The sequence below is a fragment of the Rhodomicrobium sp. genome (assembly GCF_047605405.1).
In the GTDB taxonomy this organism is placed as follows: Bacteria; Pseudomonadota; Alphaproteobacteria; order Rhizobiales; family Rhodomicrobiaceae; genus Rhodomicrobium; species Rhodomicrobium lacus.
Map to the genome: position 1 here is coordinate 72,832 of NZ_JASGFR010000006.1, position 22,359 is coordinate 95,190.

The 22,359-nt window shown below is 57.4% G+C and carries 17 protein-coding genes and 1 tRNA gene; 14 read left to right on the top strand and 4 right to left on the bottom strand.

Annotation, left to right across the window (positions count from 1 at the left end):
- The first annotated feature begins 3 nt into the window (after positions 1–3).
- Positions 4–780, top strand: a complete 777-nt coding sequence (locus QM659_RS04060) for a sterol desaturase family protein (protein WP_415187462.1) — start codon at positions 4–6, stop codon at positions 778–780.
- A 324-nt stretch (positions 781–1,104) separates the two neighbouring features.
- The gene (locus QM659_RS04065; RefSeq protein ID WP_415187463.1) at positions 1,105–1,845 is read left to right on the top strand and encodes a reverse transcriptase domain-containing protein; all 741 of its coding nucleotides are present in this window, start codon (positions 1,105–1,107) and stop codon (positions 1,843–1,845) included.
- A 56-nt stretch (positions 1,846–1,901) separates the two neighbouring features.
- On the opposite strand, the gene QM659_RS04070 is transcribed toward QM659_RS04065, so the two are convergent.
- Positions 1,902–2,345 carry a hypothetical protein gene (locus tag QM659_RS04070; RefSeq protein ID WP_415187464.1) on the bottom strand — a complete coding sequence of 148 codons (444 nt, stop codon included), beginning with the start codon at positions 2,343–2,345 and terminating at the stop codon, positions 1,902–1,904.
- 281 nt (positions 2,346–2,626) lie between these two features.
- On the opposite strand from QM659_RS04070, the gene QM659_RS04075 reads away from it, so the two are divergent.
- Positions 2,627–3,412, top strand: coding sequence for a ceramidase domain-containing protein (locus QM659_RS04075; protein ID WP_415187465.1), 786 nt, complete (start codon positions 2,627–2,629; stop codon positions 3,410–3,412).
- Positions 3,413–3,472: 60 nt separating this feature from the next.
- A tRNA-Leu gene (locus QM659_RS04080) sits at positions 3,473–3,558 on the top strand.
- A 170-nt stretch (positions 3,559–3,728) separates the two neighbouring features.
- Here QM659_RS04080 and QM659_RS04085 read toward each other — a convergent pair.
- Entirely contained in the window at positions 3,729–4,130 is a 402-nt protein-coding gene (locus QM659_RS04085; RefSeq protein ID WP_415187466.1) for a bacteriohemerythrin, read from the bottom strand.
- Between the two features lie 435 nt (positions 4,131–4,565).
- Positions 4,566–5,387, bottom strand: a complete 822-nt coding sequence (locus tag QM659_RS04090) for a TylF/MycF family methyltransferase (RefSeq protein ID WP_415187467.1) — start codon at positions 5,385–5,387, stop codon at positions 4,566–4,568.
- An 878-nt stretch (positions 5,388–6,265) separates the two neighbouring features.
- On the opposite strand from QM659_RS04090, the gene QM659_RS04095 reads away from it, so the two are divergent.
- The 6 genes from QM659_RS04095 (at position 6,266) to QM659_RS04120 (ending at position 15,083) form a co-directional block, all read left to right on the top strand.
- Positions 6,266–7,048, top strand: a complete 783-nt coding sequence (locus QM659_RS04095; protein ID WP_415187468.1) for an IclR family transcriptional regulator C-terminal domain-containing protein — start codon at positions 6,266–6,268, stop codon at positions 7,046–7,048.
- 1,000 nt (positions 7,049–8,048) lie between these two features.
- Positions 8,049–8,768: a hypothetical protein gene (locus tag QM659_RS04100; protein WP_415187469.1), complete on the top strand. Its 720-nt coding sequence runs from the start codon at positions 8,049–8,051 to the stop codon at positions 8,766–8,768.
- On the top strand, positions 8,744–10,576 hold the full coding sequence (asnB, locus tag QM659_RS04105; RefSeq protein ID WP_415187470.1) for an asparagine synthase (glutamine-hydrolyzing): 1,833 nt from the start codon (positions 8,744–8,746) through the stop codon (positions 10,574–10,576). The genes QM659_RS04100 and asnB (QM659_RS04105) overlap by 25 nt, the downstream gene beginning before the upstream one ends.
- A 20-nt stretch (positions 10,577–10,596) precedes the next feature.
- Complete coding sequence (asnB, locus tag QM659_RS04110; RefSeq protein ID WP_415187471.1) at positions 10,597–12,411, top strand: asparagine synthase (glutamine-hydrolyzing); 1,815 nt, start codon at positions 10,597–10,599, stop codon at positions 12,409–12,411.
- A gap of 18 nt (positions 12,412–12,429) precedes the next feature.
- Positions 12,430–13,683 carry an MFS transporter gene (locus tag QM659_RS04115; RefSeq protein WP_415187472.1) on the top strand — a complete coding sequence of 418 codons (1,254 nt, stop codon included), beginning with the start codon at positions 12,430–12,432 and terminating at the stop codon, positions 13,681–13,683.
- A gap of 26 nt (positions 13,684–13,709) precedes the next feature.
- A complete protein-coding gene (locus tag QM659_RS04120; RefSeq protein ID WP_415187473.1) occupies positions 13,710–15,083 on the top strand; it encodes an amidase in 1,374 nt (457 codons plus the stop codon).
- Here the strand turns inward: QM659_RS04120 and QM659_RS04125 are convergent.
- A complete protein-coding gene (locus tag QM659_RS04125; protein WP_415187474.1) occupies positions 15,008–15,985 on the bottom strand; it encodes a helix-turn-helix domain-containing protein in 978 nt (325 codons plus the stop codon). The genes QM659_RS04120 and QM659_RS04125 overlap by 76 nt on opposite strands.
- Before the next feature lie 582 nt (positions 15,986–16,567).
- Between QM659_RS04125 and QM659_RS04130 the strand changes: the two genes are divergently transcribed.
- From QM659_RS04130 to QM659_RS04145, 4 genes are all read left to right on the top strand, one after another.
- Positions 16,568–18,700 carry a TonB-dependent receptor gene (locus QM659_RS04130; RefSeq protein ID WP_415187475.1) on the top strand — a complete coding sequence of 711 codons (2,133 nt, stop codon included), beginning with the start codon at positions 16,568–16,570 and terminating at the stop codon, positions 18,698–18,700.
- Between the two features lie 180 nt (positions 18,701–18,880).
- Positions 18,881–19,696: an ABC transporter substrate-binding protein gene (locus QM659_RS04135; protein ID WP_415187476.1), complete on the top strand. Its 816-nt coding sequence runs from the start codon at positions 18,881–18,883 to the stop codon at positions 19,694–19,696.
- Between the two features lie 31 nt (positions 19,697–19,727).
- A complete protein-coding gene (locus tag QM659_RS04140; protein ID WP_415187477.1) occupies positions 19,728–20,633 on the top strand; it encodes a nitroreductase family protein in 906 nt (301 codons plus the stop codon).
- A 724-nt stretch (positions 20,634–21,357) separates the two neighbouring features.
- Positions 21,358–22,329, top strand: coding sequence for a LysR substrate-binding domain-containing protein (locus QM659_RS04145; protein WP_415187478.1), 972 nt, complete (start codon positions 21,358–21,360; stop codon positions 22,327–22,329).
- The last annotated feature ends 30 nt before the right edge of the window (positions 22,330–22,359 follow it).

Below are 22,359 nucleotides of genomic sequence, written 5' to 3' on the forward strand. Positions count from 1 at the left end.
AGGATGGCTTGGCAATTCCTCGGGCTGACGGCGGCGCTCACCGCGATCATCGCGGCGCGCTATCTCCTGCTCTCCGGTCTGTTCTACTGGCTCCTGTGGCAGCGCGGCGGCGAGAAGCTCAGCGCGAAGCGGCTCAACCGCGACAGGCCGATGCGCGCCATCGTCATGAAGGAAATCCGGCTGTCGCTGCTCTCGTCTGCGGTTTACGCCGCGCCCGCCGCCTTCGCACTTGCTGTTTTCCTGAACGGCGGCACGGCGATCTACACCGACTGGCGCGCCTATGGCGGCGTGCCCTATCTCCTCCTCAGCTTCTTCCTCTATCTCGTGGTGCAGGACACCTATTATTACTTCGCGCATCGGCTCATGCATCATCCGAGGCTGTTCCGCTGGATGCATGCGGGCCATCACCGCTCACGCCAGCCGACGCCCTTCGCCTCCTTCGCGTTCGATCCGGCCGAGGCGGCGCTGACGGCGTGGCTCATCCCTGCGATGGTGTTCGTGGCGCCGATCCATGTCGGCGTGCTGATCGGGCTTCTTATGTTCATGAGCTTCGTGGCGGTGTGGAACCACTCGGGCTGGGAGGTGCTGCCGCGCTTCCTCGTGCGCGGCCCGGTCGGCAGCCAGCTCATATCGGCCACGCATCACAGCTATCACCACGTCCGCTTCGACCGGAATTACGGGCTCTATTTCAGGTTCTGGGACAAGGTCATGGGCACGGACACGATGCCCGATGAAGCGCGCGACGGTTCGCGGCTTTCGATGCGGCCCGAGCGGGCTTGAGAGAACCAATTAATTGACTAAATCCGTCGAATCGGCTAGTTGGTAATCCCACCTCGGCGATAGCACGCAGCGCCTTTGCGATTTGCGTTAAGGTATTTCGGTATCTTTGCAATTCGTCTCGAAGCGCTAGGCTACTTAATGCCTAGCTACCTTCTCAGTTGACGGCTCCTGTGACAGGAGCTGCGGAAGGCCGAGGCAACGCAGGAGGGTTTTGTATGAAGATTTCTTTCGACAAAACGAACCTTGCTCAGTATTTGGCGCTTCCGTTAATGATCCTTGAGATCGTAAACGTCGTGCTGGATATCTTGAGCAAGGTCGTCAACTATGCCTCCCCTTTACGAAAATTGCGCATACATTTACAATAATCAAAAAGGAAAACCTATTTTTGTACCGACAATCGAAGGGCGGCGGATTGGCCTAAGAATTAAATCACTTATTGAACAAAAATACATACCGGATACTTTCTATTATCATCTGTCCAAAGGTGCGCATATAGCGGCTTTACATAAGCACCGCGATCAAAAATATTTCTGCCGCGTCGACTTAGAGAATTTTTTTTATTCCATCGCTCGAAATCGCGTTCAGCGTTGCCTAAGAGATATAGGTGTACGGCGTCATGAGAGTTATTCCAAGTGGTCATGCGTGAAAAACCCGTATGGTGACCCATCTTATGCACTTCCTTATGGTTTTGTACAATCACCATTGATAGCAAGTTTAGTTCTTCACAATTCTCAATTGGGAAGATATTTGAGATTTCTTCCGTCCTCTATCGTATTATCGGTTTATGTTGACGACATAACGCTATCTAGCAACGATTTTAATTTAATTTCAGAGTGTTTTCATTATGTTTGCGATGCGGTGATAGGTAGTAATTTTAGAATTAACAAGAATAAAAGTACAGGACCTTCTGAATTTATTGATTTATTTAATTGTAGCCTTACTTCCACGAAGACCTTCGTGACACAAGAACGCAAGAATATATTCTATTCTTTGCCGAAATCTGAAAATAGCGCAGTTGCGTTTGAGTCTTATTGCGCGCGCGTAAGCCATGGCAATTCAGAGTAAGATTATAACACCGAATGCGAGTGTATTAGAAACACTCGCATTCGGCATCAAAAGAACTAAGGCCGCTTCTCGATAGCGCCGTTCGGGTAGATGTTGACGCTGAAATAGCCGGGCGAGCTTTGGTCGCCGGTGCCGCCCGCGCCCTGTCCCTGCCAGAAATCGAGGCTCTGCCGCTTCAGCGTATATTCGCAGGAGTACTCGCAATAGACCCACGAACCGCCCGGCAAGCGCACCTGATCGCCATGTTCGGCGCGGCGCACCGGCGCGATCACGCGCTCGAAGCCATACCAGCTTTCGGCATAGATGACGCGGTAAGCGCCGCAGCAGTCCTTGCACTCGCCGCAGAATTTCGGCGCGCGTTGCTGCGTCGCGCGGACCTTCTTGACGTGCGGAACGGCGGCGCTGCTGCCCGCCCCCGGCGTCGAGGATGCATCGGCGGCCTCAGCCGAAGCGGCCAGCCCCAGAAGGGCCGCGCCGGTCAAAAGAGCGCGAAAGATCATGTCGATTCCCCCGAAAAGACCTCAATGTGCCTGATCTTACTGTAAGCCGGTTAACCAACTTAGCCAAGGTGGCGAAGAGTAACGTTTCGCAACGGGGACTTCACGACCGGTGCGAGACAGGAACGGCATACCCGCTGCTTGGGAAAACCGCCGCGCGCCATGCCTTTTCGTTTGTCTTTTTGCGAAAATCCGCCTCCCCTGTAGCCTTGGCGCACCGTCTGGAAACGCGGTGAGCCGCTTCGGCCGAGGCGGTCGCGCCAGTTGAGCACCGGGAGCGAGACATGCAGGGAGCGACGATTTTCGCCTATTGCGAGCGGGGCATGAGCCCGGCCTTCTGGGCGGAACCGTTGAACGCGATCACGAACGCCGCGTTCGTTGCGGCGGGGATTGCCGGGGCGGTGATGATCGCGCGGCAAACGCCCGCCGAGCGCTCGGCGTGGAGCATATTCTTCGCCCTGAACTTCGTCGCCATCGGGATCGGCAGCTTTCTGTTCCACACCGTGCCAAACCCGACCACCGGCGCTGCGGACACGATCCCGATCGGCATCTTCATGCTGACCTATCTCATCTTTGCATTGAGACGTTTCGCGGGGGCGGGCGTTCTGCTCACCGCCTCGATGATCGCCCTGTTCGTGAGCGCCATGGCGCTTTCCGGGGAGGTGCAATGCTATGGCGGGCGCATCGGCTTCGGGCTTGCCGTACCGGAGGGCGCGCGCGCCGCGTGTCTCAACGGCGGCCTCGCCTATGGCCCGGCTGTGGTCGCGCTGGTCCTGATAGCGGGAACGCTCGCGATCCGCCGACACCGTGCGGCGGCGCTCGTTTTCGCGGCGGCCGTCACCTTCGCGGTGTCGCTCACCTTCCGCACGCTCGACCCGACGCTCTGCGCCGACTTCACGCTTCTCGGCTATCGCCTGGGCACGCACTTCCTTTGGCATCTCCTGAACGCGACGACGCTGTGGCTGCTGCTCCTCGCCTCGATCCGCTACAGCCGCCAGTCTGGAAACGGCACAGCACGGCGCATAGAGATCATCCCGCCACGCCCGGCTCTATTGCGAGGGCGGCGCTGAGCGCGCAGTTTTCGATCGGCAGTTGCGAGTCGCTCACGCTTCGCATACTCCTTGATGCATGCGGGCGTGGCGAAATGGTAGCCGCAAGGGACTTAAAATCCCTCGGCCGCAAGGCCATGCCGGTTCGAGTCCGGCCGCCCGCACCATTCCATTCACCGGATTGCTGTTTGCCGCGATTTCCTTGGAGCGCGTCCAGAAAAGTGTGAAACGGCTTTCCGGCAAGACGCGCAACAAAACATGAGCATCCGCTTCTGGTCCGATCAAAGCGGATGCTTTGGGTGGGGCCGATGCTGGATGCGCCGTGGTCGCTGCCGACTTAACGGACGCCCTTCGCAAGGAAGTGCTCGGCGTAATCCATGTCGCTTTCCCGAATATGGCCGTTCAGCCAGCTCTTCAGGAAGGTCATCACTTCCATGGAAAGCTGTGTCGTGCGCGCCTGCGCATATTTCTCCCGCACGGCAAGAACCTGCTTCGTCAGCGCATCGTGCTCCGCCTTATGTGCCGCGGCGTGCGGATAGCCGGTCCGCTTGAACAGTTCCTCCTCATGCCTGAAATGCGCGGCAGTGTAGGCGATCATGTCGTCGAGGATCTTGCTGAGAACGTCCTTTGCATGACCGGCATGCATCGCGTCGTAAAGTTCGTTCAGCATTCCGACGAGCTTCTTGTGCTCATCGTCGATAGATGGAACGCCAACGCTCAAGTCGTTTGTCCAGTTCATAAGCGGCATCGGATGTCGGCCTTTTTCGTGCAGAAACGAGTGGGGGAGGCAAGGCCGAGATTAAGCTTTTGCGCTTAATCCTCCGTAAGAAGAATCAGTAAATCTCTTCGCATCGCGCATTTTGGCGGTTAACGTAATGGGCGCCCTGCCACGCGGGAAAAGCGGCGAAAAAACGCAACCCAGTGTATTCGCGGCAACCCAAAAGGTGCTCTTGCGAACCCTGCGGCCGATATTTCGCAGGGCGGCATGGCCGATCTTTTCATTTTCCCGCGCGAGGGACGACAGCGCTGGGCTACAGGGAAACACGAGCATCCAGCCTTAACCTTCCCTCCGAACCAACGCCGTCAAACTGCTGCGAAGGACGAGCGCCCCAAGCAGCAGTTCAACGCAGCGGTCGGGAACGCCAAGGCTGACCCTTGCAGCACGCTCGAAGTGTTACACCTGCGCGCCAACCCGCCAGAACACCCCCACGCCATCGATGTCGATTATCGGAGAGGTGATATTGTTGGCGGCGCGAAAATCGGCGATGGCTTGGCGACATCCCAGTACTGCGCCAAAATCGTCGACGATCACGAAGCCGCCCCGTGAAACCTTGGAATACAAAGCCAGAAGCGCGTCCATCGTCGACCCGTACATGTCGCCATCGAGACGGAGAATTGCCAGTCGTTCGATAGGTGCCGCAGGCAAGGTATCCTTGAACCAGCCTTTGAGGAATTTCACCTGATCATCAAGCAGACCCAGCTTGCTGAAGTTGTTCTTGACCTCTTCCTGGCTGATGGCCAGCGGCGCCCAGGTGTGGTGCTTGTCTCCGGCATCCTGAGGACAATCCGGATCAGGAGGCGGCAACCCCTCGAAGGAATCCGCCACCCAGACCCGCCGGTCGGTGACACCATAAGCTTTCAGTATCCCGCGCACCAGGATGCACGCGCCGCCTCGCCAGACGCCGGTTTCGATGAAGTCTCCGGGCACTCCCTCCCGGATCACCGTCTCTGTCAACTGGCGCAGATTGGTCAACCGCTGGGCGCCGATCATCGTCATGGCTTGAGAAGGCCAGTCACGCCCTAGCGCGCGCTTTGCAGGGTCATATTTCCCGCCGGACCAGGGGTCCATGGGCAGATCGCCGTAAATTTCATTCGTCAGCGTCTTTTGCAGGAGATCGATATAGAGCGCTCTCAAATCACTTTCGAAGAAACCCGCAGCGTCGTTGGCGTATTCGACCTCGCCAAGGTTATTATCCTTGATCTTTGCCTGTCCCATCTGATCCTCTTGCCGGACATTTCCGAATAATTTCTTTAATAGGCTTTCAACCTTATTCGAGGCTGCACGGCAGCTTGCTTCTGCCTGTAGAACAAATCATGGCACTGCGCGGATTTGACGGACCGACCCACTCTTGGGCCCCACGAGACCCTCCGGTGCGCCATTCAAGATGATCATTTGCTGCGAGGTTTCGCGGCCCGGCGCCGAATCGACCGCAACGGCGGAAAAACGGGCAATCGGCGCCGTTGCAACCCGGTACGACAAGCGCGACGACAACTTCCTCGCATCCGTCAAGCTTGCGTCAGTCCGTATCTGGCTTCGGGCTTACGAGTCGGTGACCCAAAGGACATCACGCTCATGAGATGAAGACCGCCTTGCCCATGAGCCTGACCTCCGGATCGGGCGCAGCGCCCCGAGCGTTTGGTTCGGCCGTCGTGGCTGGACGTTCAAAAAAAGACCGCACACGCATTGCTTGCGGAGTCGCACAGAAAATGCCGGGAAAGCGGACACGTACCATTCCATGGACTGTGGCCAGTCCAGTCGGCCGTTGACAGTCATGTCGATGACAGATTATCTCGGAACGTAATTACAATACGTGCGACAAGCGCACGAGATGGGTACTTTCATGATGGTGCTCTAGTTGGTTTCAGGCGCCATGTACTTCGGTGATTTTCGTTCATGCCGACCATCGGAGTAGGACATCCCCTCGTGACCACGGAGGGCATGCTCAGGTCGATATCACGGCGAGTGCCTGTTCCGATAGACTGAAGCCGGGAACCGCTCACATTCGCAGTCACATGTGCCAACCATCGCCGAAGACGGATCTTTCTCCCTGGATTTTACGATAGCCGCCTTGGCAAGATTTATGAGAGCCCGCCATGCCCGAGCAAAACGGCACGACAAATGGACAGACCTTCGTCACGGCGTTTGCTCGCGGCCTGTCGGTCATCCAGGCATTCGGACCGGAGTCCCCGCGCATGACTTTGGCGGAGGTGGCGACGCGGACGGGTTTAGATCGGGCTGTGGCCCGACGCCTGCTTCTCACATTGGTGGACCTTGGGCTTGCTGCGGTCGTGAATGAGCGGAAGTTTGAGTTGACCCCCCGAATCCTCAGTCTAGGCTTCTCCTATTTTTCGTCCATTGGCTTCGACCGCAGCCTACAGCCTTATCTTGACCAACTATCCCGCCTTGTAGGTGAGACCATCTCGGTGTCGGTACTTGATGGGGAAGACGTGTTATTCCTCGCGCGCTCCGATGCAGCGGGACGGCGCATGGTGTATCTCGCCAAGCTGGAAGACCGCATTCCGGCTTATTTATCCAGTTCAGGCCGTTTGTTGCTTTCAGATCTGTCTGACGCCGAACTGTCAGCGTACCTGCATCGAATCGAACGTCGCGCCTACACCGCAAACACAATCACCGACCCGGATCAGCTAATGGCAGTGATACGGGAGGCCGGCCGCAACAATTATGCCGTCATTGATCAAGAACTAGAAGATGGGATACTAGGAGCGAGCGTTATATTGCGCGACCGTAGGGGAAACGCCGTCGCGGCGTTAAACATGAGTTCTCATGTCGGTCGGCTGGACAAGGCTCGTCTGGTCCGCGAGTTTATACCGATACTCCAGGATTGGGCACCTCGTTTCGTAGATTTGCTTTTATGACTCGGCCACACCTCAAGATTGTCTAATATTGATGCCTCTGAAGCCGACTAGGCGAGGATGTCGCGGTCTATGATTCATAATGCGCGACAGGCCGGTCGGGGTCCAGTCCTTCGCGTAAAGCGAGATGTCGCCCGCCCTCCGGTGAGGAGAACCTTGAAATCAGACTCGAAGTGCGAAGTCGTAGCTTTCAAGAAGCGTATTTCGCGTGAATTCGGATAATGTTTTCCAGACTCCACTCGAATTCTCGCGATGATCTTCGTGTTAGCTGCCGCAATGCAGATAATTAAAAACGGTTGCTTTGGAAGAATTACGCATTGGACGCCGAGCTGGCGAGATGTCTTCGTGCGATTCCGGTCAGAATGATAGCCGAGCGAGGCCGTGACTTGGTTGATCGCCTAACGATGCAGAGAAAAAATCTGTTACAACATTGAGCGTTTTGAGCTGAAGGCAACCTAATGATTTCCTTTTAGGACAACATTATGTCTTAGTCATTCATGTATATGGCGATTTTAATTCGTTTTGTATTGCTACGTCGATGCTAAAGTGGCGACGAGAAATGCTTGTGTGTGCTGATTGAGATGCATAACACAGGCCGATATTACCCGGCAGGTAATTGACTTGATCCCATGGCTTTGTCTACGCTTGTAGAAGCTGGCGGAGCACATTTTGTTATGTGTGTAACGTAGTCTACCTAGTTGTCTGAAGACGTGGAGTATTCTTGCATGTGCTGGCCGCTCCTGGCTGTAAAAATGTGTTTGGCTATGAATACCAGTTTGAGCGCCAGTCGTTGAACTGCGAGGAATCGGATGCCACACGCTATCGCGAAGATATTCATGGTCTACCCTTGCGCATCTGAACGGCGACGCCGTGACGGTCGTCATCGCCGCGCTGATCGCGCACGCCTCCCTCACCCCGGTCGCTCCACTCAGATCAAGCGTCTGCCGCCGTTGAGGAGGCGCGGCTGCAACCCGTCTCAACGCTGAAAGGAGAGTTCAGGATGATGAGCGCATTCAACGACGCCGCGGCCGTATCGGCCAAAACGATGTTGCTGACGGGTCGTCTGTCTGTCAGCGACATTGAGCGCAGCCAATTATGGCAACAACGTCTGGCGGAAGCCGTCTTCGGGATGACAGTCCACCTCATCGAAAAACGTGAGCCGTCGGTCATCTTCGACTGGCTGGCAGTCCAGAGCGACATTTTCTCCAATCTCCCCGCATCGGGAGCCGAGGACGCCAATGCCTGGATGCAGATCTTTTTTCGCGCGCAGGCGCTTTGCGAGAAATTCCTTATCGCCCGGTGCGGTCATGACGAACTCGCGAACTGGACCCGTGTCAACGCCTGGGTCCATGAGAGGCTGGAAGTTGGCCAGGGCGGCGGGGCAGCCGACGTGGCAAACCGAATTGCCCGTCAGGCCGCACTTTATGATTCTGAATACGATCTGCGCAGCACCGGCTATGCCGAGGCGGAAATCGCCATTTCCCATTGCGCGATCTGGGATTATCGCGAGAAGGCGCGCGCCCGTGGTGTTCCAATCACGCTTCGCTCGCCTTGCGAATACTGCACCAAGGCGATCGCATCGAATGCCGCTGCGAAGGGATATCAATCCCAATACCAGCTTATCAGCGACGGTACGCATCACGGCTGTGAATGGCGAATTTACAAGTCGGCCACATCACAAAAATCGGGACAGACAACATGTGCGGAATCGTCGGCTGGGTAGATTGGAAACGCGACCTCAGTCGCGAGGCCAATACAGTTTTCGATATGACGCGGACATTGACGCGGCGCGGTCCGGATGACGAGGGCATCTGGACCGCGGAACAGGTGGCTTTCGGTCATCGCCGTCTGTCGATCATCGATCTGCGCGGCGGTGCGCAACCGATGGTGGTTGGCGACAGCGAGGAACCGTTGGCGGTCATCACCTATGGCGGAGAAATCTACAACTTCCGTGAACTGCGAGCGGAATTGACCCTGCACGGCCATCTCTTCCGCACGCGGTCGGACACGGAAGTCATCCTTCGGGCTTTTCTCCACTGGGGAACAGCCGCCTTTGCCAAGCTTAACGGAATGTTCGCTTTCGCCATCTGGGACATCCGGCGTCGCGAACTGTGGCTTGTCAGAGATCATTTCGGCATCAAGCCCCTCTACTATTACCCGACGCAAAACGGACTGATCTTCGCATCCGAGCCCAAGGCGATCCTCGCCCATCCGCACGCGGTTGCGGAAGTCGATACCTCCGGCATCGCGGAGATCTTCGTCGTTGCCAGCGCCCCTACGCCTGGCCACGGGGTATATCGCGGCCTCCAGCAAGTGAAACCGGGCCACGCCCTCAAGGTCTCGGAGAGCGGGTTCCGCGACAATCTCTACTGGTCTCTTCCCACTGGGCAAGTGAACGACGGACCGGAGAGAGCGACGGCCCATGTTCGGGAATTGCTCGAAGACATCGTCGAACATCAGATGATGTCTGACGTCGCGCTCGGCGGTTTGCTGTCCGGCGGGCTCGATTCGAGTGCGATCAGCGCTCTGGCCGCTCGGAAACTGGGCACCGGCCATCGGTTGTCGACCTTTTCCGTGGATTTTCCAGACAGCGCCGGGCTTTCCCAACGCAATGCATGGCACGATAGCCACGACGAACCTTATGCGCGAGAAGTGTCCAGCCATATCGGCAGCCATCACACGACAGTTCTCGTTAAGCCGGAGGACGCCCAAAAGCACGAGGAAGTCGTACTTCGCGCGCGCGATCTCCCCGGTTGGGGAGAGATGGATATCTCGCTCTATCTGCTGATGGAGCAGATACGGCCGCATGCGACCGTCGTGCTGTCCGGCGAAGCCGCCGACGAGGTGTTTGGCGGCTATCCTTACTTCCACGACGAGCATGCGTTGGAATTTGAAGGTTTCCCCTGGATGCAGGGACGATCCACCCCGTCGATTCTTCTCAGGGACGACATCGAACGGACGGTGCAGCCGGCAACCTATATGAAGGAGCGTTATCACGAGGCGCTGGCGGAGGCGGCATCTTTTACCGGCGAGTCACCGCACGATGTGCGGCTGAGAAAAATCGGGTATCTCGCCTTGACGCGATGGCTGCCGGCCCTGCTGGACCGCAACGACCGAATGAGCATGGCGGCGGGGGTCGAAGCCCGTGTCCCGTACTGCGACCACCGCCTTGTCGAATATGTCTGGATGCTTCCCTGGAATGCAAAAAATTCGGACGGCATCGAAAAGACGTTATTGCGTCGCGCCGTGGCAGACCTCCTGCCGAGGTCCGTCTTTACCCGGCGCAAAAGCGCCTTTCCCGCCAATCCTGATGTCAGATACCAGCAGTCCTTGCGCGAGCGCGTAGACGATCTTTTGGCGACGCCCAGCGCGCCGGTCTTCGAACTTGTGGAGCCCTTCAAGGTCAGGGCTTTCCTGAACGATGGGGTTCCCCTCCCGAGCCCGAGGAGCGCGGCAAGCCAAACAGCGGGACTATCTTTTCTGCTTAACGTCAATCAATGGCTGCAGACCTATCGCGTCAGTATCCGCTGATCCTGCCAGGAGGGCGACTTATGTGCGGAATTGCCGGGTGGGTCGATTACACCCAAAAAGACACCGATATATTCACACTCGAACGTATGACCGAGACACTCGCGGCCAGAGGGCCGGATGGTGTCGGCTATTGGCGCGGTGAGCATGTCGCATTGGGCCATCGGCGCCTTGCCATCATTGACCCTGAAGGCAGCCGGCAACCCCTGGCCTACGAGCGCAACGGCCGGACGGCGGCGGTCCTCGTCTACAATGGCGAATTGTATAATTACAAGGAGTTACGCAAAGAACTGCAAGATCTCGGATATGATTTTCATACGCGCGGCGATACCGAGGTCATTCTCCTGGCGTGGATCGCGTGGGGGCCGAAATGCCTGAACTATTTCAATGGCATGTACGCATTTGCGATATGGGACATCGAGCGGCGGGAATTGTGGCTGGCGCGCGATCACTTGGGAATAAAGCCGCTCTATTACTATCCGGCGAAGACTGGCGTTATTTTTGGTTCCGAACCCAAGGCTCTCTTCGCTCATGAAGCCGTAAAACCGAAAATCGATGAAGAAGGATTAGCCCAGTTACTCCTTCCGCTTCTCAAAATTCCTGGCCGCACACCCTATTGCGGGATGCTTGAGGTGCGGCCGGGCCATGTGCTGCGCATCACCGAGACCGGGCGGGAAGAGACACGATATTGGTCGCCATGGACCAACCTCGGTGAGGAGAAGCCGACGCCGGACATGATCCGAAGCCTGCTGGAAGATATCGTCGAGCGGCAAATGATCGCCGATGTGCCGCTTTGCACCTTGTTGTCGGGAGGACTGGACTCCAGCGTGCTGACGGCGCTGGCTCATCGCATCGGAGGTAGTGCCGCTCCGATGCGGTCGTTCTCCCTGGACTTCGGGGATAAATTTTCCGGCGACGACGACGCTCCTTTCGTCACCCAGGTCGTCAATCATCTGGGTGTGGCCCATACGCGCGCTTCCTTGACCCCGGAGACGATGGCATCCGAGGCCGTGCGTGAAACCTGCGTTCGCGCGCGGGACATGCCGATCGGCATCGGCGATCTCGACATGAGCCTCCATCTCCTGTCGAAAGCGATCAACGGGACGTCGAAGGTCGCTTTGTCGGGCGAAGCCGCCGATGAAATCTTCGGAGGATACCGCTGGTTTCATGATTCGGTTTCAGTTACGGCGGAGACCTTTCCGTGGATGGCTGCGTCCCCCGCCCACGGCGATCTGCATCGGCGGATCCTGGGGTATTTCCGCGACGACCTGAAGCAGCATCTCAAAATTGAGCAATACGTCGCCGATAACTATCAAGCCGCGCTCGCAGAAGTTCCGGCCGAGGAGCGCTCCGACGATCGCGAGGCGCGAATGCAGCAAATCGTCCATCTCGGCTTGACGCGCTTTCTACCGACATTGCTGGACAGGAAGGATCGGATGAGCATGGCAGCGGGAATCGAGGTGAGGGTTCCCTATTGCGACCCCCGTCTCGTCCAGCTTGTCGCCCCTCTTCCGTGGAAGGATAAGACCCGGGAGGGGCAAGTGAAGGGTCTGCTCAAATCGGCGGCGGCCGATCTGTTGCCTCAGTCGGTGATCCATCGGAAGAAGGTTCCGTACCCTACCACACGGAGCACCGCATATGGGGCACTTCTGCGCCGACAATTGGCGCAACGGCTGGTGGAACCGATTGGGGATCTTGGCGAGATTTTCGATGTCCGACGTCTGGAGCAGGCCGCGCTTCACGGGGAGAACGGCCCTTTCATCAGTAATGTCGGGGCAGAGCTGGCGCTAAATTTCGATGCCTGGCTTCGCATCTACCGCCCGACCTTCGCTGTCTGAGGGGCGTCACGCAAGAAAATGCACCAGCCTTCCTCAAACGACCTCAGCCGCATCGGGCGCAGATCGGCCCTGGTTCCCTTTTCGACGCTTTACATGCTGTTTTTTCTTGCTGGTGCCGAGATGTACCTGATCTCGCCCCTGCTCCCGCTGCTTTCGGAGTATTTTCAAGTTCCCGTTTCGACCGCAGCCTCCACCGTGACAGCCTACGTATTGGTTCAGGCTGTTCTAGGCCCGCTGATCGGTCTCGGTTACAACCGGTTCGGCGCAAGGCGGCTGATTGTCAGCGGAATAGTGATCTTCGCAATGGGTAATTTGCTCTCGGCTATTGCCTCGCATTTCCTCGTTCTGGTCGCAGGGCGCGCCGTTGCCGGACTGGGCATAGCGATAGCGGGACCGGCGAGTTGGACATACATCGCTCATACCGCGAGGGATGATATCCGCGGAACCGCGATCGGCTTCGGGATGGGAAGCTTTGCGCTCGGTCAGGTCGCCGGCGTTCCGCTCGGCGCATTCATAGCGGCCACCGCTGGGTGGCGTGTCTCCTTCACCCTCATCGTGATCCTCTCTTTGGTCACGGCTGTGCTGTCATGGTACATGCTGTCCGGGACGCCCCGCCAAGGCGACCGAGCCGTTCGATATCGCGCTCTGACTCTGATTTGGACCGATAAATCCTTGCGCCTGATGTTACCGGCGACCTTTTTCTTCCACGCAGCAAATCTTGGCGCCTATACTTATCTCGCGGAAATTCTGCGTCTGCATTATGGCCTGACGACAGTCCAACTTGGTTTCATCGGAGTGTTGAGCGGTGTCGGTACGTTCTTAGGGGCCAACATCGCAGGCGCGGTCGGAGATCGCCTGCGTTGGCGAGGCATGACGGAGTCATGGCTTCTTCCGATCTGGTCGCTGCTGCTCTTTGTGACGATGGCGGTAGCGCTGTCCGAGGTTTTTTTGATCGTTGCCCTCGGTGCGATTTTGCTTTGGTTCGTAGCCGCGGGTGCGTTCGATACCAACCAACAGACTCTCATATCCAACTTGGCACCTGTAGACATGACGTCAGTCGCGTTAGCGTGGAACATGTCGATCCTCTTTTCATCCGCAGCTTTCGGCATCTGGCTTATGAGCATCACAGAGAGCCGGGACACAAACGTTCTTGCAGGCGGTTTGTTTCTGGCAGCCATTGCTGCTATCGGCTCGGCGATTGCAGCGCGTCTGCTTTCCCACGGCAACAAGGCGAAACATAGTATGTTGGAAGATGCGACGACGGAGCGCTGACGCGAACCAAAGCTTGAGATTGCGCCATGAGTGAACCGCTTCACGACTGGACTGCGCTTCGGTTGGCGAAGGCGCTGCAGTGTCGTCAATTGCGGGCCACCGATGTCGTCGAGCATATGTTGGACCGTATTGCCGCCTTGGATCGCGACCTTAGAAGCTATGTCAACGTATCTGCGTCGGAGGCCCTAGCGCAGGCACACCGGGCCGACGCGGAGTTCGCCGCCGGCTTTGTTCGGGGACCGCTGCACGGCGTGCCGATCGCTTTGAAGGATTCACTGGCAACGAAAGGGATTGCCACAACGAACGGAGCGGCGCGACTGACAGTGGACGATCCGCCCCGCGATGCCGCTGCCGTCGTCCGCCTGAAGCGGCATGGGCTTGTGCTCCTTGGCAAGCTCAACCTTCCCGAAGGCTGCTTCGGCCTGCATGATCCGGCCATTGGGCAGCCTCGCAATCCCTGGAATCGGGACTACTGGCCTGGCGCATCCTCCAGCGGCCCCGGCGTAGCCACTGCGGCAAGACTTTGCTTCGCGGCGGTCGGGACTGACAGCGGAGGTTCGGTCCGCCATCCGAGCGCGGCTAACAATTTGTTCGGCTTGAAACCGACCATTGGCGCTATCAATACGGCGGGAGCCTTCCCACTGGCGCCGTCGCTCGACAACATAGGACCGATGGCACGCTCGCCTGCGGATCTGGAAGCGCTCTTCAACGCGCTTACGAAAGCGCCCCGTCGGTCTCAGGATGATTTCGGCGATCGTATCGAACCGGTTCGGGTCGGAATCGATCCGGATTGGAACGGCAGGGATGTGGAGCCAGTTATATCCCGCGCTCTGGAAGAGGCCGTAGCTGTGTTCGTGGCATTGGGCATGACGGTAAAGACGGTTCAGCTTCCGTCTTGGCACGAAGCCACCGAAGTCTGGCTTCACCTTTGCGCTCCGGAGGCTGCCGCAGTCCATGCCGGGCGAGGGGCGCCCGTATCGCCCGGATTGCAAAAATTGATCGCCTTCGGGGGGACGATCGGAGCCGGCATGATCGAGGCATCAGTCGTTCGGAGACGACGCCTTTGTTCTGCGATAGACGATCTGTTCGCTGAGGTCGATCTGATCCTGGCTCCGATCCAACCTTTCGCTCCGCCGCGAGTCGACCGCGTGAAGGCGGTTGACTCCGAGAAGGGCTGGCCCGTCTCGGCGTCGGATATCGGTTTCACCGCGCTTTTCAACCTTAGCGGCCATCCCGCGATGGCGATGCCGGCAGGCTTCACGGCGGAAGGATTGCCAGTGGGGTGTCAGATCATTGCCGCGAAACGGCATGAAGCGTTGTTATTTCATGTCGCTAGGGCCTTCGATACGGTCACGGGCTTTTCGGGCGCTCGTCCGCCGCTCGCCGACACTTTGGTCTGAGGAAAGGTGTGCTCGCGCACAACCTGTTCCGCACGGTCATCCAGCGGATAATAGATCTTGACGCGAAGACCGGACAAGCCGGCCTCGCCGTTGGTATGGAGCCGCATCACGCTATTGAACAGATGGGCAGTTTCCGGTCCCATCTGCATCGTGACCGGAACCAACGGCTTGTAGCTGCTGACGGCTTCACCCAGATCCAGATCGCTGAGCGGGCGGAACGAATTCACGCCCTTGACCACATGCGACCACCAGACATGGCGTCGCGGATCCGGGTCGTTCAAAACGTCCCATCGAACGCGTAACAGCTCGGAAGCGATCGTTTCGCGCCATGACAGAACACGCGACATATAATAGTCGGAGCCGATCGTCGCTTCGACCAGATTGACGCGCGGCTCGGGAAGCAACGTATAGGCTTGCCCAAGGACGATGCGGCCACCGGTCAGTTGCTCGATGAAGGCGCCATAAGGACGGTTCATCATGACAATATGCCAGAGCCGATCGAACACAACAGCCGGGAAAGGCTCCGCGCTTCGGAGAATGAGCGCTATTCCGGCGAGCGTCTGCGAATGAGCTTCCGCGTGGGATGGTGGATGGAGAGCGAAGCCGGCCGCCGAGAACAACTGGTATTTCTCACCTTCCGACAGGGACAAGGTCTCAGCAAGAACATCCAGCATGACCCGGCTGGGTCTTGATCGGCCCGTCTCAAGAAAGCTCAAATGTTTTTGCGAGATCTCCGCCGCGGCCGCCAGGTCGAGTTGGCTGTAGCTTTTTGCCTTACGAGCCTGCGCCAGAAGGCGGCCAAAATTGACACTCCCTTGCGTTCCATCTGGCATCGCGTCGATCTCATTGAAAGTGAGCCCAGTGCACAGCCACTCCTTTCGTGTCCTCTCTTGCGGTGTCATTCGTTCTCGCGCGACCCTAGGAAACATCACACGAGAAGGCCCCATCCGGGCCGCTTAGCGCCGCTTTATATATGTATATACATATATTTACTCAATATTCAATGTTCAAATAACGAACCGCCTCCGCGTGGGGGAAAGCAACGGCGGCATCGGCGCCCGCCCTTTCGGCATCGCATGAGCGGCAGGATCGGAACATCCGCTCGGAAACTCGTCGGGGCTTCGCGACGATCACGCTCCTGAAGTCTGAGGGTGGGCACTGGTCCAACAGCGTCGGCCAGCTTTGCTTGCTGCCCATATCTGGCTTGATGCAGACTACTCGGCTTCGCCAGCCAGAACCGGGTTGGCTCCGCCGTGTCGATCATGTATAGAGAAGGTTACTCCACAGACGTACAAATACAATCCAAGGTTGCAATGCTCATTTTTGAGTTTTTCTCAAGCTTTGCGATGAGAATATGTGACTTGATTATAAGCATATTCGCTTGGACAATGTATTTCAAAATGTGTGTTTGCGTTTATCAGTCCAACTGTGCGCGCAAAACAAAATTATCATTTCTGTAATCGTCTCGTGCGGAGTAAATTATAATGAAGAACCATCTCGATAAAATCGTGAGAACTAACCTTGTTGTCGCGGCCATCGCTGTGACATCGCTGGAAAGCCCAGCCTTGGCACAAACAAATAACGGCGCTTCCGATACCGTTGTCTCGGCCACCATTCAGGATGTCGTGGTGACCGTCGAAAGGCGGGAAACCAAAGCCCAGACGACGCCCGGATCAATCTCCGTCATAGATTCTGATCAACTGAAGGAAGAGAACATCAATACGCTGCGCGATGCGAAGGGGCTGATTCCCAACAGCAATAATCCCGGAACATTCCTGACCAATTCGACGCAAAGTTTCTGGTTTCGCGGCATAGGCCAGAATGATCCGTATCAGGATCCAGCGGTCGGATTTTATGTCGACGACGTGGTGATGCCGCGTCTTATCGGCACGCTGGGAGATCTGGGAGACGCCGAGCGGGTGGAAGTGCTGGTTGGGCCGCAGGGTACCCTTTACGGGCGCAACACCAATGCGGGTGCCATCAAGGTGACGACGCGCACACCGGGCGACACTACGGAAGGCTACTATGACGTCGGCATCGGCAACTGGGGACAATTGGTAAGTCACGGCTATGTCGGCGGCGCCCTGGTGCCTGGACGCGCCTATGCCAGCCTGAGCTTCGCCCATGCGAGTCATGACGGGTTTATCTATAACGAGTACTTGAACCGCAGCGTCAACGATCAAGACGTGACATCGTTACGGGGAAAGTTTCGCCTCACACCAACTAACGATCTCGATATCGTGTTGTCCGTCGATGGAGGAAGGGACAATTCCCCAAGTTTCTATCGCGTGCCAATCAACCGACCGGGTGGATATGATCCGGGAATTATCGCTTCCGAATTGGAGCCAACGGGACGCATCGATACGGGTGGCGTCTCGTTGAACGTCAGCAAGGGACTGGGAGATGGCTTGACGCTGAAATCCATCACCGCTACCCGCTCGTTTGTTGAAACTCCCGCTGTTTATGATAGCGACGGCCTTCCGACCTCCATCAGCGAAGGCTCCAATCGCTTGGTGGAGCGATATTATTCTCAGGAATTTCAGCTGTCCGGTGACTATGACAAATTCAATTTTGTTAGCGGACTGTTTCTGTTTCACGAGCGCTACGACCAGGACAGGCTCGTGTTTCACAGCAAAATATGGGGATCAAGTCGCCTGACAACTGACAGCGCAGCTCTATTCGGTCAGGGCACCTACAAATTCACGGACCGTTTCTCCGGGACCATTGGCCTCCGTTTTACCGGAGAAAAACGCGATGTTTTCTATGAGGCGGGAGCCACCGACAGCGATCACCAACCGATCAACCAGTTCTTCGCTATCACGGCCGATCAAACATGGTATTCAGTATCTCCCAAGTTCGGCATAGACTACAAGTGGACATCGGATATTTTCCAATATGCCTCGATCACCAACGGCTCTAAATCCGGCGGATACGACCGATCCCTTCTATCGGCGATCGCCGCGTCAACGCCGTTCGCGCCGGAGAAGGTGACGACCTACGAAACCGGACTTAAAACCTCCTGGCTGGATCGTCGCGTTACCGCCAACCTCGCCGTTTTCTACAACGACTACAGGGATCTGCAGCTTTCTGTCTGGAATGCGCCGGCTAACGCCTTCTTCGCGGGGAATGCCCAATCCGCCCACTCCAGCGGTGTCGAATTGGTCGTCGCCGCACTGCCTCTGGAAGGGCTGGAATTGAAAGGTTCGGCGGGCTATCTGGTCGGGACTTACGACGAAGCGGCAGGCGTTCTAGGGCCAGGGACCAATGCCAAGGGCAACACGCTGATGAATGCGCCCCGGTGGACCTTTACATCGACTGCCGACTACACCGTTCCTTTGGATATTCCGGGTGCTTTCAAACTGCATGGTGCGATCAAATACCAGACGCAGTCTTACTCGGACCTTGCTAACACGAAAGAGATCATCATTCCGTCTTTCGGCATCGTCGATCTCGGCACTTCTTATACCACCGAAGACAAACATTGGACTATCAGTGCGCTGGCGAAGAATATTTTCGATCAGCGACCGTCTCAGTTTGGGATATATAATTCAAGCCTGTACGTCGCATCTCCCTATCCTCCGATGACGGCCTTACTGAAGCTTTCCTATCGCTATTAGCGAGTAGGCAAGGACTACAATGCCCGGAGAAACGCCGTGAACATATCCTCGCTACCCCGCCTCCTTGCCGCAAGACTGGCCGTCCTGGTTGTTGCCATCCTGGCTGCGACGGTCAGAGCAAGCTTCGGTGCACCACCGACACTGCATATAGCGGACTATACCGGTGGTCTGGAGACCCTCATGCAGGCTGCCGGCGAAATACAACCGGTCGGCTATCGTATCGCTTGGCATCGGTTCGCCGAAGTCAACGATTCCTTGCTGGCTCTCAATGCCCAAGCCGTCGATCTCGCGGGTGTCGGCGACAGCGGCTTGATCGCCGCCCGTACCACCGGGTTGCCGATCAAGGCGGTGGCGGCGTGGCGCATCGACGGCACAAACACGGCTATTCTCGCCCGAGCCGCGTCTCCTTTCCGTACCGTCGAGGATTTGCGCGGCCACACCGTTTGCCTGGGCCGTGCCTCGATGGGACACTTCCTGCTGTTGGCTGCCCAAGCGCAAGCGGGCATCGCAATCGACGCTATCCGCCCGGTGTTTATGGGTCGATCTGACTGCAAGGCCGCCCTCAGTACCGGCGCCGTGGACGCATGGGCAACCTGGGGGCCGTTCACGGTCATGGAAGAACTTTACAACAATGCGCAAATCATCCTGCGTGGCACCACGCTTTCGACGTCGGTAGGCGTATTGGTCGGCACCGAGGCAACCTTGCGGACCAAGGAATCCCTTATCCGCGACTTCTTGGCCCGGGTGTGGCGGGCTCGCGCTTGGGGCCTACTACACCAGGCGGACTATGCCCGGGCCTATGCCCGAGACACCGGTTTGCCGCCAGACGCAGCCCTGATGCTGATCCAACGCGAAAACACCCGCATGATTCCTCTCGCTGGCGACCTGAAGAGCCTTTTGAGCCGCATTCAAGAGACCTTCTTCGCCGCCGGAGTGATTACCAACAAGATCGACATCGATGCTGCTGTCGATCTGACATTCTCCGACATTCGTTAGGATTAAATTTCCAATCAGGAGCAGTCTTCTCATGTCAAGCTTCTCTCAGTCGACTATATCTGCTCTCTCGGCCTCTCATATTTTTGCCGCCGGAGACAGCGAACTTCTGGCGCAGGCCGAGATCCTGTTGCAGCAACGCTATCGGCAAGACATTGATCGCCCCCATCCCCGTCACTGGACGCCCTTAGCGTCGGCTCTGCTGTCCCATCGCTCGGTCCGCGCCTTCCAGCCGCAGCCGGTTCCCAGCGACATCCTGGAGACGGCGGTGGCGGCGGCCCAGTCGGCGTCGACCTCACTGAATCTGCAGGCATGGAGCGTCGTGGCCATCGAAAACGCTGAACAGAAAGATAAAGTATGTATCGGAGTCGCCGATCAGGCGTGGATCCGCGAAGCACCGCTTTATCTGATTTGGCTGGCTGATCTGGCCCGGCATCAACAGATCGCCACAGCCCGAAACATCGAGCGAGGACAGCCCGAACCCGACAATCTCGACCCGGTGGTCACAGCCGTCATCGACACCGCTCTCGCCGCACAGAACGCTGCGGTTACCTTTGAATCCTTCGGCCTTGGCATTGTCTTCATCGGGGCGCTGCGCCTTTATCAGAGCGCCTTACGCAACGCCCTCAACCTGCCTGCGCATGTCCTGCCTGTGTTCGGTCTTTGCGTCGGCTACCCCGACCTCAACCGACAAACCGGCATCAAGCCGCGCCTTCCCCTGTCCGCCGTCCTGCATCGGGAAACCTACAATGCCGCCATCCAGATTGCCGCAATTGAGTCCTATGACAGCAAGCTGAATGAGTATAATCGGGAACAGCAGCGGGACGTCCCGATCTGGAGCGATTATTCTGTTTACCGCCTGGACCGGATGCATGAAATCGCCGGACGCGAGGATTACAACCGCGCCATCCGCCAACTCAATCTGGCGAGCGAGAGCTAGGAGCCGTCGCGCCTCTCCCATGGATCGCGCGACGATCCTGGGATTGCTCAATCATGGCCGCGACAGCGCGTTAAGCGAGCGTTCGTTAGCGCGTGAGCCAAAGCCACGCACGTAGCCGTCGGTGACCGGGTTTCACCCTACCGTCAAAGGTGAGGAGACCTGCTGATCGGGTCGGAGAGGAGATTCTTCCTGTCCTGCCCTCCCTACGACGCCTAAAACCGGACCACTGACCAGTTTCCGGGGCAGACCGGTTTCCCGACATCCTTGACGTTCTGCCAGCGATTTAACGGCATCCTCTACGGGAAAGACGCCGGCCTTTCAGAAATTCAGCAACTTCGCAATAGCTGCCGCAGGACCTCAGGCTATCGGCACCAACGGACAGCGCCCGAGCCCTGGCCACTTAATGTCGCCTTCCAGCTGAACTGGCGAGCGCCACTGAGCGTTAGCTGGTTGCCTCTCCAGCTGAAGCGCCTTTGTGAACCAATCTGCGTCGCAACTCCACCGATAAGGGCATGCGCAGAAGCGATGCTTATCTTGGACTTGCCCTTGACCGGGTAACCGCGGACGGCGCGGCGATCCCGTCTCAATCGCAACACTACGCGGCCGGAAACCGTATCGTATATAAAATCTATCGTTTTTATAATTGACAAAGCGACAGGCGAGCCGCGAAATGAGCGATATAATGGCAGTCTGTGCGGCGTACGCACAATCAGGAGCTTCCTCCATGATAGATGCGAAACCAGGTTGGGTTGTCGCGGACGCAGTCTCCCGGCGTCGCCGCCTGCCGCCTCTCAATGCATTGCGGGCATTCGAAGCCGCGGCCCGGAATGCCAGTTTCAGCAAGGCGGCAGCGGAGTTGTCGGTCACCCCTGGGGCGATCAGCCGACATATCACGGAATTGGAGGGGTATCTGGGCGTAAAGTTGTTCCACCGTTCCGCCAAAGGCGTTGCCCTGAGCGATTTCGGCGCCAAACTCGCTCCGGGTATTGGCGCCGGATTCGACCAACTCCATGTGGCCTTCGACCAGGCCTTGCGAAGATCGCCGCTCAAAACCGAATTGAGGTTGACGTTGCCCCGCATGCTGGAGCGGTGGTTTCTTAGCCGGCTGGGGAAATTCTACGCCAACGACGACGGATTTGACGTGAAGTTTAATATATCCGACAACCTTTTAAGCCGGGATATGGGCGGCTTTGATCTCGCCATCGCCTATGGCAGAGGCACATGGCCGGATGTCGAGCAGGAATACTTGATGAGCGCGGACATCTTTCCCGTATGCTCTCCATTGATGGTCGCCGGATCGCCACACACTTTGACGCCGCGCCAGATTGCCGATTGGCCGCTCATTCACGTCGGGCCGGACAATGCCTCGCTGCCCAACTGGCGCGACTGGTTTGCCGCCTATGGGCTGGCTCGCTTCCCACGGGGGATCCATTTTCCCACTCCGTCTCTGGCCGTCGAATACGCGGCCCAAGGACACGGCCTCGCGCTCGCTAGTCTCGCATTGGTGGAAAACGATCTGATTCAGGAACGACTGGTCAGGCCTCTCGGTCCGAACTTCGTCCTGGCCAATCCCAATGCCTTTTTCCTGATATGGCCCAAGAACCGAACGTTGTCGGTGAGCGGACGACGCTTCCTGGACTGGCTGAAGATGGAAGTGCCTCCCTCTTCCCGCGATCTCCGAGCAATGGTTCGTTAGCTCCCGTGGTGCTTCGCGCAATGCGCGCCG